Origin of the sequence: Streptosporangium sp. NPDC050855 (genome assembly GCF_044456585.1) — a bacterium.
Classification (GTDB): domain Bacteria; phylum Actinomycetota; class Actinomycetes; order Streptosporangiales; family Streptosporangiaceae; genus Streptosporangium; species Streptosporangium longisporum.
The window spans coordinates 153760-165680 of sequence record NZ_JBITFY010000014.1 but is presented as its reverse complement, the minus strand read 5'-3'; the positions used below and the strand labels follow the sequence as shown (position 1 = coordinate 165680).

Annotated in this window: 10 protein-coding genes; 4 read left to right on the top strand and 6 right to left on the bottom strand. The window is 70.3% G+C overall.

Annotated elements, in window-relative coordinates; translation table 11 throughout:
• The first annotated feature begins 96 nt into the window (after positions 1-96).
• Positions 97-1356, top strand: a complete 1260-nt coding sequence (locus ACIBCT_RS26830) for a nucleotide sugar dehydrogenase (protein WP_399193064.1) — start codon at positions 97-99, stop codon at positions 1354-1356.
• Between the two features lie 90 nt (positions 1357-1446).
• On the opposite strand, the gene ACIBCT_RS26825 is transcribed toward ACIBCT_RS26830, so the two are convergent.
• The gene (locus ACIBCT_RS26825; RefSeq protein WP_399193062.1) at positions 1447-1830 is read right to left on the bottom strand and encodes a carboxymuconolactone decarboxylase family protein; all 384 of its coding nucleotides are present in this window, start codon (positions 1828-1830) and stop codon (positions 1447-1449) included.
• Between the two features lie 502 nt (positions 1831-2332).
• Between ACIBCT_RS26825 and ACIBCT_RS26820 the strand changes: the two genes are divergently transcribed.
• Complete coding sequence (locus tag ACIBCT_RS26820) at positions 2333-4993, top strand: glycoside hydrolase family 3 N-terminal domain-containing protein (protein ID WP_399193060.1); 2661 nt, start codon at positions 2333-2335, stop codon at positions 4991-4993.
• 100 nt (positions 4994-5093) lie between these two features.
• Here the strand turns inward: ACIBCT_RS26820 and ACIBCT_RS26815 are convergent, their stop codons facing one another.
• Both ACIBCT_RS26815 and ACIBCT_RS26810 read right to left on the bottom strand, forming a co-directional pair.
• On the bottom strand, positions 5094-5321 hold the full coding sequence (locus ACIBCT_RS26815) for a DUF397 domain-containing protein (protein WP_344900660.1): 228 nt from the start codon (positions 5319-5321) through the stop codon (positions 5094-5096).
• A gap of 33 nt (positions 5322-5354) precedes the next feature.
• Positions 5355-6221: a helix-turn-helix domain-containing protein gene (locus ACIBCT_RS26810; RefSeq protein ID WP_399193058.1), complete on the bottom strand. Its 867-nt coding sequence runs from the start codon at positions 6219-6221 to the stop codon at positions 5355-5357.
• A gap of 150 nt (positions 6222-6371) precedes the next feature.
• Between ACIBCT_RS26810 and ACIBCT_RS26805 the strand changes: the two genes are divergently transcribed.
• Both ACIBCT_RS26805 and ACIBCT_RS26800 read left to right on the top strand, forming a co-directional pair.
• Positions 6372-6779 (top strand): ATP-binding protein, encoded by a 408-nt coding sequence (locus ACIBCT_RS26805; RefSeq protein WP_399193056.1) that lies wholly within the window; start codon positions 6372-6374, stop codon positions 6777-6779.
• Between the two features lie 138 nt (positions 6780-6917).
• A complete protein-coding gene (locus ACIBCT_RS26800; RefSeq protein ID WP_399193054.1) occupies positions 6918-8741 on the top strand; it encodes a M14 family zinc carboxypeptidase in 1824 nt (607 codons plus the stop codon).
• A gap of 176 nt (positions 8742-8917) precedes the next feature.
• On the opposite strand, the gene ACIBCT_RS26795 is transcribed toward ACIBCT_RS26800, so the two are convergent.
• The 3 genes from ACIBCT_RS26795 to ACIBCT_RS26785 form a co-directional block, all read right to left on the bottom strand.
• Positions 8918-9727 (bottom strand): class I SAM-dependent methyltransferase, encoded by an 810-nt coding sequence (locus ACIBCT_RS26795; RefSeq protein WP_399193052.1) that lies wholly within the window; start codon positions 9725-9727, stop codon positions 8918-8920.
• A 98-nt stretch (positions 9728-9825) separates the two neighbouring features.
• On the bottom strand, positions 9826-11361 hold the full coding sequence (locus ACIBCT_RS26790) for an aldehyde dehydrogenase family protein (protein WP_399193050.1): 1536 nt from the start codon (positions 11359-11361) through the stop codon (positions 9826-9828).
• 91 nt (positions 11362-11452) lie between these two features.
• On the bottom strand, positions 11453-11878 hold the full coding sequence (locus ACIBCT_RS26785; RefSeq protein ID WP_399193230.1) for a cupin domain-containing protein: 426 nt from the start codon (positions 11876-11878) through the stop codon (positions 11453-11455).
• Between the last annotated feature and the right edge of the window lie 43 nt (positions 11879-11921).

Genomic DNA, 11921 nt, shown 5'->3' with positions numbered 1-11921 from the left:
GACACGCCCGGTTCACCGCCTGATCGGTGCCGGGAGAACATTCCCTCCTAAAGTCGTTTCGTATTCTCCTTTTTCCGAGGCGACGGAGGTCCTGCCGTGGGAGAGAAGCTGGTCGTGGTCGGCCAGGGATATGTCGGCCTGCCTCTCGCGATGCGGGCCGTCGCGGCGGGATTCGACGTGGTGGGCGTCGACGTCGACGAACGGCGGGTCAAGCGCCTCAACGCGGCCGAGTCCTACGTCGAGGACGTCGGCGACGACGCGCTGTCCGCCGCCCACCGCTCGGGCCGCTACCTGGCGAGCGCCGACTACGGCGCCGCCGGGGACTTCGACGTCTGCGTGATAACCGTGCCGACGCCGCTCCGCGACGGCGTGCCGGACCTGCGCCACATCGCCGCGGCCGGGGAGGCGGTCGCCCCGCTGCTGCGGCGGGGCGCCGCGGTCGTGCTGGAGTCCACCACCTATCCGGGCACCACCGAGGAGTACCTGCTGCCCCTGCTGGAGGAGGGGTCCGGACTGCGCGCGCCCGAGGACTTCCACCTCGGCTACAGCCCGGAACGGATCGACCCGGGCAACGGGCACTGGCGCCTGGAGAACACCCCCAAGGTGGTCTCCGGCATCGACGCGGCCTCCCTGGAACGGATCCGGGCGTTCTACGCGCGGCTCGTCGACCAGGTCGTCCCGGTCTCCTCGCCGCAGGTGGCGGAGCTGTGCAAGCTCCTGGAGAACACCTTCAGGCACGTCAACATCGCCCTGGTGAACGAGCTGTCGATCTTCGCGCAGCAGCTGGGCATCGACGTCTGGGAGGCCATCGACGCCGCCTCCACCAAGCCGTTCGGCTACATGCGCTTCACCCCCGGCCCCGGGGTCGGCGGGCACTGCCTGCCGATCGACCCGTCGTACCTGTCGTGGAAGGTCAAGCGCAGCCTGGGGCACAACTTCCAGTTCGTGGAACTGGCCAACGACATCAACCGCCACATGCCGGACCAGGTGGTACGCCGGCTGGGGCTCGCGCTGAACCGGTCGCGCAAGCCGGTCAACGGCAGCCGGGTGCTCGCGCTGGGCCTGGCGTACAAGAAGAACGCGGGCGACTGCCGTGAGTCGCCCGCGATCGACGTGGTCAGGGGCCTGCGCAAGCTGGGTGCCGACGTGCGGGCCGCCGACCCGCACGTGGACTCCTTCCTGCTGCCGCCGGGGGTCGAGGTGGTCGCGTTCTCCGAGCGGGAGCTGGCCGAGGCCGACGCGGTGGTGGTCCTCACCGACCACGACTGCTTCGACTACGCGCTCGTCCAGCGGGCGAGCGCCTTCGTCCTCGACACCCGTAACCGCTGCCGCGGGCCCAACGTCGAGAGGCTCTGACCGGCGGCCGATCCGCGACGGGCCGCCCGGGCCGCCCGGGCCGCTCACAGGGCCGCCCGGGGCCGCCCCGTCCCGGTCCCCGGCGGGCCGCTACGAGCGCAGGACGCGGGCGATCAGTTCCTCGACCTGGGTGTTCAGCCGGGATCCCCGGGGCCAGCCGGCGTAGTGGGTGAGGAAGACGACGATCTCGCGCAGCTCGCCGGGGGTGAGGTCGCCGGTCCGGATCGCCGCGTCCAGCTGCACCTCGACGGGGTCGTCCATGCCCTGGCCGACGAGCAGGCCGAGCAGGAGCAGCCGCCGGTCGCGGTTGGAGATGCCCTCCCTGGACCACACCTCGGCGAACAGGTGCTCGACCGTCATCCCGAAGAAGTCGCCGGGCCCCTCCCCGTCGTGGTCCTCGCCGTGGACCTTTCTCATGATCTCCGGTCCGCGGGCCCGGCGTTCGGGGGTGATCTCGTCCGCGTGGTCGCTCATGGGTCACTCCAAGTCCGTCGGCCGGCCGTTCCGGGTCGAGGGCGGCTCCCGGAGGTCTCGATCCCGAGGGCCCGTGCGAGTTCCGGCGCCCGGGGGAGCTCCTTCACTCCCAGGATTCTGACATGTAGGAATATGTCCTACCCCAGATTCCGGCACGGGTGGCGCGATGGAGCGCACACTCCGGCGACGTTTTTGATCTACAGCGTAAAGGCGTCGGGCAGTGAGTCCTGAAGGGGGGCAGCACCCCGGGCGACACGCTGAGAGCGCTCTCTCTAAAGGATCCGTCCGACCGCCACCCCGGAGCGACACGGGATGATCCCGATGGTGAGACCCCTGGTAGAAGCGTTTTTCGTCGCCCGGCGGGTTCGCGGGACGACGCTTCGGCCGAGAGAGCGCTCCCGCGAGCCTATTGACTAGGTCGCGTCACAGCGTCAGGATCTGCCAAGTGCGGACTCCGGGGGGACCGCCGTGACCGTCGCAGTGCCTCGAGAACGGACCCTCGATGATCAGACCCTTCGCCCGCCCGGGCGCCCGCAGGAGCGGATTCGCGGTGCTCGCGAGTCTCGCCGTGCTGGCCACCGGGACGGCCGGCATCCCGAGCGCGGGAGCCGAGAGCGCGACCGGAGGCCGGCAACCGGTGATCGGCAAGCCGGCCCTGGACTTCCGCGGCTGTGCCCGCATCGAGAAGAAGCTGCCCACCCTGACCGAGTGGCCGAAGGTCAAGAGCAGGATCGGGCAGAACCGGCTCCAGGAGCGCCGGATCGCGAAGATCCTCGCGGGCATGACGCTCGCCGAGAAGGTCGGCCAGATGACCCAGCCGGAGATCACCGCGATCACCCCCGCGGAGGTCGGGCAGTACTTCATCGGCTCGGTGCTCAACGGCGGCGGCGCGTGGCCGAACCGCGACAAGCACGCCGCGCCCAAGGCCTGGCTCGACCTCGCCGACGCCTACTGGAACGCCTCCGTCTCCACCCGGACGAAGATCCCGGTGATCTGGGGCATCGACGCCGTGCACGGCAACAACAACGTCTACGGCGCGACGGTCTTCCCGCACAACATCGGCCTGGGCGCGGCGCAGGACCCGTGCCTGGTCCGTGACATCGGCGCGGCGACCGCCCGGCAGATCCGCGCCACCGGCCAGGACTGGGCGTTCGCGCCGACCCTCGCCGTCCCCCTCGACGACCGGTGGGGCCGTACCTACGAGGGCTTCTCCGAGGACCCCCGCATCACCCGCGCCTACGGGTACGAGGCCGCCAAGGGCCTGCAGGGCAGGCACCCCTGGGGGATCGGCCAGGACGGCGTGATCGCCACCGCCAAGCACTTCATCGGTGACGGCGGCACCCTCAAGGGCGTGGACCAGGGCGTCAACCCCTCGTCCGAGGCCGAGATGATCAACGTGCACGGCCAGGGCTACTACGGCGCTCTCGCGGCCGGCGCCCAGAGCGTGATGGTCTCGTTCAACAGCTGGACCAACGCCGAGCTCGGCATCGACGAGGGCAAGCTGCACGGCAGCAAGCGCGCCCTGGACGAGATCCTCAAGAAGAAGATGGGCTTCGACGGCGTCGTCGTCTCGGACTGGAACGGCATCGGCCAGGTCGCCGGCTGCACCAACGCGAGCTGCGCCAAGGCCGTCAACGCGGGCATCGACGTGGTGATGGTGCCCAACGACTGGAAGGCGTTCATCGCCAACACGATCGCCCAGGTGGAGAGCGGCGAGATCCCGATGGCGCGGATCGACGACGCGGTCACCCGCATCCTGCGGGTGAAGCTGCGCGCCGGTGTGCTCGACGGGCCCAAGCCCTCCAAGCGGGCCTTCGCCGGGTCGGCCGACGCGCTGGAGGCTCGCAGGCTCGCCAGGGAGGCCGTGCGCAAGTCGCAGGTCCTGCTGAAGAACAACGGCAAGGTGCTGCCGCTGGCGGCCGACTCCAAGGTCCTGGTGGTGGGCAAGAGCGCCGACAGCCTGCAGAACCAGACCGGCGGCTGGACGCTCACCTGGCAGGGCACCGGCAACGTCAACGCCGACTTCCCCAACGGCACGACGATCCTCGGCGGCCTGCGCGAGGCGCTGGGCGAGGCCGACGTCACCTTCAGCGAGACCGGCGAGGGCGTCGACCCGTCGGCGTTCGACGCGGTCGTCGCGGTGATCGGCGAGACCCCGTACGCCGAGGGTGTCGGGGACCTGGCGCGGCGCTCGCTGGAGGCCGCCAGGCTCTACCCCGGTGACCTGGCCGTGCTCGACCGGGTCAGCGGCAAGGGCGCGCCGGTCGTCACCGTCTACGTCAGCGGCCGGCCGATGTGGGTGAACAAGGAGCTCAACCGCTCCGACGCCTTCGTCGCCGCGTGGCTGCCGGGCACCGAGGGCGGCGGCGTCGCCGACCTGCTGGTGCGGGGCAAGCACCGCGAGGGCTACACCGGCAAGCTGCCGTTCTCGTGGCCGAAGGGCGCCTGCCAGACGCCGCTGAACCCCGGTACCGAGGGGTACGACCCGCTCTTCGCGCTCGGGTACGGCCTGCGCAACGGCCAGACCGCCCAGGTGGGGACGCTGGACGAGACCTCGCCGACCGGTTGTGGCCAGCAGGGCGGCGGTGGCGAGGCCGGTGAGGATCTGGAGATCTTCAACCGGACGGACGTCGCGCCGTACAAGAGCCTGATCGGTTCGGCGGAGAACTGGGGCGGCACCGAGATCGGCGCCGACGGCCGGGCGGCGCACGCCGAGATCAGCGTGGAGCCCGCGGACGTCAACGTGCAGCAGGACGGCCTGAAGGCGACCTGGAGCGGCACCGGCCCGGCCCAGATCTACATGCAGGACCCGGCCGGAGGCTCGGACCTGCGGGGGTACCTCAACGCCGGTGGGGCGCTGGTCTTCGACACGATCGTGCACCAGGCCCCGTCCGCCAGGACGGTGCTGAGCGTGCACTGCGTCTACCCGTGCTTCTCCGAGGTGGTGGCGACCTCCCTGTTCCAGGGGATCCCGGTCGGCACCAGGACGACGGTCAAGATTCCCGTCTCGTGCTTCGCCGCGGGGGGTCTGGACCTGGAGGTGGTGAACACGCCGTTCCTGGTCTACACCGAGGGGACCTTCTCGGCCTCGTTCGCCAACGTCCGCTGGGTGCCGAAGGCGGCCGGTGATCCCGACGCCAGGAAGTGCGAGGACCTGACCTAGGGTCCGGTGCGCCGAGGGTCCCGTGCCCGGCCGGAAAAGGGCCGGGCACGGGACCGTCGGGTTCCGGGGGAACCGGTGAGGCGGTTCCCCCGGAGGTGTGTCAGTCGAACTCGCCGTCCTTCACGCCGCCGACGAAGGCGTCCCACTCGCTCCGGGTGAACGCCAGCGCCGGGCCTTTCGGATCCTTGGAGTCGCGGACGAGGTAGAGGTGGTCGGAGCCGGCCTTGTGGACGACGGTCGTCGCGTCACCGGGGACGACCGCCACCTCCACGCAGTTGCCTCCGGTGCTGCGGCCGCTCTTGCGCCATTGGGCGTCGGACAGATCCATCGTGGACCCTCGCACTTTTTCTTCCTTCGGGTACTAGGGGGTGGAGAACCTTCTCGCCATCTGGGCGATGAAGGCCGCCGACGCCTCCTGGTCGAGGGCCATGGCGCAGAGGCTCTCGAACATGGAGACGTACCGGCTGACTTGTTCTGGTTCGTCCGGCAGGAGCCCGCTCGCGGCCTGCTCCAGGTAGAGCAGGTCGGGATCCTCCGGTTCGGGGAAGCTGAGCAGGCAGAACGGTCCGTCCATCGCGGGGTGGGCCCCGGCGGAGAACGGGAGGACCCGGATCTCCACGTTGGGCAGCCCGCCGAGGTGGACGAGATGTTCCAGCTGCTCCGTCATGATGCCGCCGCCGCCGATCCGGCGCCGGATCACCGCTTCGTCGAGTACCGCGACGAGGTGGATGGGGTCGCCTGGTCCGTGCAGCAACCGCTGACGCGAGATGCGCACGGCGACCGTCTCCTCGACCGTTGAGGGGGTCTGGACGACGGAGGTCGCCTCGACCACGGCACGTGCGTACGGTTCGGTCTGCATCAGGCCGGGGACGACGAGCGGCTCGTACGAGCGCACGAGGGACGCCTCCGCCTCCAGTCCGATGTAGGAGTCGAAGCCCGGCTTGAACGCCTGCCGGTGGCGGTGCCACCAGTCGCGTCGCCTGGCCTCGACGGCCAGCTGGATCAGGAAGTCCCGTGCCTCCCCGGTCACTCCGTACACATCGGTGAGGGCCGACACGTCCGAGGGCCGGGGACGGGTCTGACCCGTCTCGTACCGCCAGACGGTGGTGTCGGTGGAGCCGATCCGCTCGGCCACCTCCACCCTGGTCAGCCCACTGTCCTTTCGCAGACGGTTGAGTTCAGCGACCAGGCGGCGATGCCGGGCCGTGGGGCTGCGTCGAGAAACCACGCATCTACCTCCCTCCGTCCTTTGATAGGAAAACTGTGGAATCTCAACATGAGGTATTGCAGTCCTTGATAGAACAGTTCACCGTGAGTGAGTGTGCCATCTCAGAGGGCGACGTGCATGGAATATGCGTGTCGGGGAGCGAGGTCGACGATGAGGACCGGACGGCAGGCCGTCTCACCTCGGATGAGGGTGACCCTCAAGGGGGTGCCGGAGTCGGTGGCGGTGGCGCGCGGCCGGGTCAGGGAACTGCTGGGTGAGGACCATCCCGCCCTCGACGACGTCGTTCTCCTGGTGAGCGAGGTGGTGACCAACTCGGTCGTGCACTCCGGCTCCCGGGCGGGCGGCGAGGTCGCGATGACGGTGACGGTGAGGCCCGCGGCGGTGCTGGTCGAGGTCTGCGACGCGGGATCCGGTGCCTCGGCGCCGCACGTGCGCAACGACCCCGAGGCCGAGGGCGGCCGGGGCATGTTCCTGGTGGACCTGCTCGCGGACCGGTGGGGCGTGCGCCCCGGGACCCCGGGGGGTGCCCGGACGCTCTGGTTCCGGATCGTCTTCTGATCCTCTCTCCCGGCCCTGCATCTCCTCCCGGAGTCCACGCGGCGCCCAAATTTGGGCCTTTTCCAATCAACGCCGTTGTTTGACTCTCGGTGGAGGCACGCGACCAATCCCTACAGTGCGTGCCTGAGGAGGACACAGGTGAGACGCCGACTGATCGTGGTGTTCGCCGCCCTGGCGCTGTTGTGTCTCGGTATGACCGGGGCCGGAGCCTCGGCCGAGCCACAACCGAACAGCCAGTACAAGGTCCAGGGTCCGAGCACGTCCCAGCAGCGCAGTGCGGTCGCCGCCACGGGTGCCGCGATCGACCAGGTCGGCTCCGACTCCGTCGTGGTCACCGCCAGCCAGGAGGAAGTGGCCGAGATCAAGAAACTCGGCTACGCCGTCACCCGGGTCCCCCGGGCGTTATTCCCGACCGGCCCGGAGCAGCGCGCGGACTTCCCGCCGTCCGACTCGGGTTACCACAACTACGCCGAGATGACCGCCGCGGTGAACCAGATCGTCGCCGACCACCCGACGATCGCCCGCAAGATCAGCTACGGCACCTCGTACGAGGGGCGCGACCTGATCGCCGTGAAGATCAGTGACAACGTCGCCACGGACGAGAACGAGCCCGAGGTGCTGTTCACCCACCACCAGCACGCCCGCGAGCACCTGACCGTCGAGATGGCGATCTACCTGCTCAACCTGTTCACCGACGGCTACACCACCGACAGCCGCATCGCGAACCTGGTCAACGGCCGCGAGATCTGGATCATGCCGGACCTCAACCCGGACGGCGGCGAGTACGACATCGCCAGCGGCTCCTACCGCTCCTGGCGCAAGAACCGCCAGCCCAACTCCGGCTCGTCGTACGTGGGCACGGACATGAACCGCAACTGGGGCTACAACTGGGGCTGCTGCGCCGGCTCGTCCGGCTCGCCCTCCAGCGACACCTACCGCGGTCCCGCGGCGGAGTCGGCCCCCGAGGTGCGGGCGGTGGCCAACTGGGTGCGCAGCCGGGTCGTCGGCGGCGTGCAGCAGATCAAGTCGCACATCGACTGGCACACCTACGGCGAGCTGATCCTGTGGCCGTACGGCTACACCTTCAACGACACCGCGCCCGGACTGACCCAGGACGACCGTGACGCCCACGCGACCCTGGGCCAGAACATGGCCTCCACCAACGGCTACACCCCCCAGCAGGCCAGCGACCTGTACGTCACCGACGGCACGATCGACGACTGGATGTGGGGCGTCTACAAGATCTTCAGCTACACCTTCGAGATGTACCCGGTCAGCGCCTCGCCGGGCTTCTACCCTCCCGACGAGCAGATCGGCCCGCAGACCACCCGCAACCGCGAGGCCGTGCTGCGCTTCATCGAGTACTCCGACTGCGTCTACCGGATCATCGGCAAGGAGTCGCAGTACTGCGGCGGCTCCAACCCCGGGGTGACCGTCTACTCCGACGAGTTCGAGACGGCGACCGGCTGGACGGCCAACCCGTCCGGCACCGACACCGCCACGGCCGGCGCGTGGGAACGCGGTGACCCCGAGGCCACCACCTCCGGCGGCACCAAGCAGCTGGGCACCACCGTCAGCGGCAGCAACGACCTGGTCACCGGCCGTCTCGCCGGCGCGTCGGCGGGCGAGCACGACCTGGACGGCGGGGTCAGCAGCATCCGGTCACCGGCGATCACCCTGCCGACCGGGACGCTGAAACTGGGCTTCTCCTGGTACCTGGCGCACGGTTCCAACGCCTCCAACGCCGACTTCCTGCGGGTGAAGGTCGTCGGCTCCACCACCACCCAGGTCTTCCAGCAGCTCGGCTCGGCCGCCAACCGTGACGGCGCCTGGGCCACCGCCAACGTCGACATCTCCGCCTTCGCCGGGCAGAGCGTCCGCATCCTGGTCGAGGCCGGTGACGCCTCCGGCGCCTCCCTGGTCGAGGCCGGCATCGACAACGTGAAGATCACCAAGCAGTAGTCCCGTCCGTTCCCGGGGCGTCCGCGTCGGCGGGCGCCCCGGCCCTTCTCCGCGCCCACGTCGTTTCCGGGGTCACCTCTTTTTCGGGATGACCTCGTGGCCGGTGGGCGGGGATCCTTCCCCCGGGCGATCCGCGGGCGATGCCCGGGCGATCCACGGGGGCGGGGCACGGGTCCTCAGGCGCGGCAGATCAGCTCGCCGTGCAGCAGCGACAGCCAGCCGTCCGGCTCCCCGGCCCACTCCAGCCACCCCTGGGAGACGCGGCGCAGATCCTCCTCGGTGGCGACGCCCGAGGTGAGGACCTGGCGGGCCATGTCGGAGCGCAGCACCCGCTCGGCCCACATGCCGCCCCACCAGGACCGGTCCTCGGGCGTGGCGAAGCACCAGGTCGAGGAGGTGGCCGTGACGTCGGCGAACCCCGCCCGGCGCGCCCACGACAGCAGCCGCCGCCCGGCGTCGGGCTCGCCGCCGTTGGCCCGCGCCGCCGTCCGGTAGAGGTCGAGCCACTCCGTCAGCGCGGGCACCTCGGGGAACCAGGTGAACGCGGTGTAGTCGCTGTCGCGTACCGCCACGATCCCGCCCGGCCGGCACACCCGGCGCATCTCGCGCAACGCCCCCACCGGGTCGCCGACGTGCTGGAGCACCTGGTGGGCGTGGACCACGTCGAAGGTGTCGTCGGGGAACTCCAGGGCGTGCACGTCCGCCACCGCGAACGCGATGCCGTCCTGCCCCCGGCGCGCGGCCTCCGCCCGCGCCAGGCCGAGCGCCTCCTCGCTCACCTCCACCGCGGTGACCCGGCCGGGCGCGACGCGCGCGGCCAGGTCGGCGGTGAGGGTGCCGGGCCCGCACCCCACGTCCAGCAGGCTCATGCCCGGCCTCAGATGCCCGAGCAGGTACGCCGCCGAGTTCTCCGCGGTACGCCATCGGTGGGACCTGAGCACGGACTCGTGGTGTCCGTGGGTGTAGACGGCGTTCGTGCCTGTCATGGGGACCTCTCCCTCGTCGGCGATCGCTCCGACCGTAACAGAGGTCTCACATTTCAAGAAGAATCGTCTCACATGATGGTCATGGTGGCGAGGTGGTCTCAGAGGCGGAACTCCAGGTCGGGAACGATCTCGGCGACGTCCATCTGGGCCTTCTGCAGCCTTCCCGAGTGGTCCCAGTTCATCGACTGCCACCGGGTGAACTGGTCGAGGACCCACATCCCGGACTGACGGCTCCCGTTCCCGGACCTGCCGTTGCCGCCGAACGGCAGGTGGGCCTCCGCGCCGGAGGTGGAGTTGTTGACGCTGACCATGCCCGCGCCGATCCCCTCGCGGAAACGGAAGACCGAGGCGGGGTCGGTCGTGTAGATCGAGCAGGAGAGCCCGTAACCGGGCAGGTCGGCCAGGTGGAGCGCCTCCTCCAGGGTGGTGAAGGAGGTCACTCCGACGATGGGGCCGAAGGTCTCCTCCAGGAACAGCCGGTCGTCGGGACGGACGCCGTCCACGACCACCGGGTGGTAGTAGAGGCCGCCCTCCCCGGTGAAGTCGCCGCGCGGGCTGTCGGCGGTGATCCGGCCGACCGGGCCGGAGACGACCCTGTGGTGCGGCAGGATCCAGCCCAGGTACTCCTCGTAGCGGTCGGCGAACCTGCGCTCCAGCAGCGGGCCGCACAACACGTCCCCGGACGGGTCACCGATCGCGGCCCCGGCCACGGCACGGGCGTACCGGTCCAGGAACTCGTCGTGGACGCTCTCGTGCACGATCACCGTGCCGAGCGAGGTGCAGCGCTGCCCGGCCGTGCCGAAGCCCGCGAACAGCGCGCCCTCCACGGCCAGGTCCAGGTCGGCGTCCGGCATCACGACCATCGGGTTCTTGCCGCCCAGCTCCAGGCAGGGGGACTGCAGGTGGCGCCCGCACAGCTCGCCGACGGCACGTCCCACCTCGGTGGATCCGGTGAACCCGACCTTGTGCACCGTGCCCTCGGCCAGCGCCGCCTCCAGGCCCTCGAACGTCGTGGCGCCGTCGGCGAGGACCAGGTTCAGCACGCCGTCCGGCAGACCGGCCGCCTCGAACAACCGGTAGAGCGCGTGCGCCGAGGCCGCCGCGTACTCGGCGGGCTTCCACACCACGGCGTTGCCGCAGAGCAGCGCCGGGACGAGGTACCACGACGGCACCGCCACCGGGAAGTTGCCGGCGGTTATCACCGCGGCCACCCCGACGGGGACCCGGAAGGTGAACAGGTTCTTGTCCGGCATCTCCGAGGGGACCGTCTGCCCGTACAGCCTCCGGCCCTCGCCGAGGAAGAAGTCACAGGTGTCGACGATCTCGCGGACCTCGCCCAGCGCCTCGGCGTACGGCTTGCCGATCTCGCGGGTGACCAGGCGGGCCAGTTCGACGGCGTTGGCCTCCACCAGGCGCCCGATGGAGGCGATCACCCGCCCCCGGACGGGCGCCGGGACGCGCGCCCACTCCCTCTGCGCGGCGGCGGCCGTGCGGCACGCGGAGGAGAACGTGCCCGGGTCCGCCAGCCGGACCCGTGCCACCACCTCGTCCAGGTGGGCCGGGTCGACCGACTCGTAGGTCACACCGCTGGACGTTTCTTTTCCGCCGATGACGGAGACGATCTCGCTGGTCACCTTCGACCTCCCGGTATGGACGTGTAACCGCATTCTCCCCACGCGGGAAGAGGGCGTCACATCGGGCGGGAACGTCGGGGCGGGGGTGTCGTCAGATCATGCGGAAGTCGGCGAAGTCGAAACCGGGGGAGACCACGCAGCTCACCAGCACCCCCTCGTCGCCCGCGGGCCGGGCCGCCTGCCAGGTGCCTCCGGGCACCAGGACCTGCGGCAGCTGGCCCTCCTCCACCAGGGGACCCAGGGTCACGGTGGTGGCGGGCACCCCCTCGTGACCGCCGAGGACGAGCGTCAGCGGACCGCCCCGGTGCCAGAACCAGATCTCGTCGGAACGGACCACGTGGGGACGTGACTCCTCGCCGGGCTGAAGAAGGAAATAGATCCCGGTGGCCGTGGCCCGGACCCCGTCGTATCCGGGAGGGGTGAGCTCGGCGGAGGTCCGCCAGGTCTCGCGGAACCAGCCGCCCTCGGGATGCGGCAGCAGATCGAGGGCCTCGGCGAGCGGAGGCCGGGAAGGCATCGTCACAGACGGATTCTAGGGATCGCGGACGACAGTACGTCAC

What these genes read in the sequence shown, in the direction of transcription:
- ACIBCT_RS26805 (WP_399193056.1), top strand. Translation starts at nt 6,372, where the DNA reads ATGAGGACCGGACGGCAGGCCGTCTCACCTCGGATGAGGGTGACCCTC.
- ACIBCT_RS26820 (WP_399193060.1), top strand. Translation starts at nt 2,333, where the DNA reads ATGATCAGACCCTTCGCCCGCCCGGGCGCCCGCAGGAGCGGATTCGCG.
- ACIBCT_RS26785 (WP_399193230.1), bottom strand. Translation starts at nt 11,878, where the DNA reads ATGCCTTCCCGGCCTCCGCTCGCCGAGGCCCTCGATCTGCTGCCGCAT.
- ACIBCT_RS26795 (WP_399193052.1), bottom strand. Translation starts at nt 9,727, where the DNA reads ATGACAGGCACGAACGCCGTCTACACCCACGGACACCACGAGTCCGTG.
- ACIBCT_RS26825 (WP_399193062.1), bottom strand. Translation starts at nt 1,830, where the DNA reads ATGAGCGACCACGCGGACGAGATCACCCCCGAACGCCGGGCCCGCGGA.
- ACIBCT_RS26815 (WP_344900660.1), bottom strand. Translation starts at nt 5,321, where the DNA reads ATGGATCTGTCCGACGCCCAATGGCGCAAGAGCGGCCGCAGCACCGGA.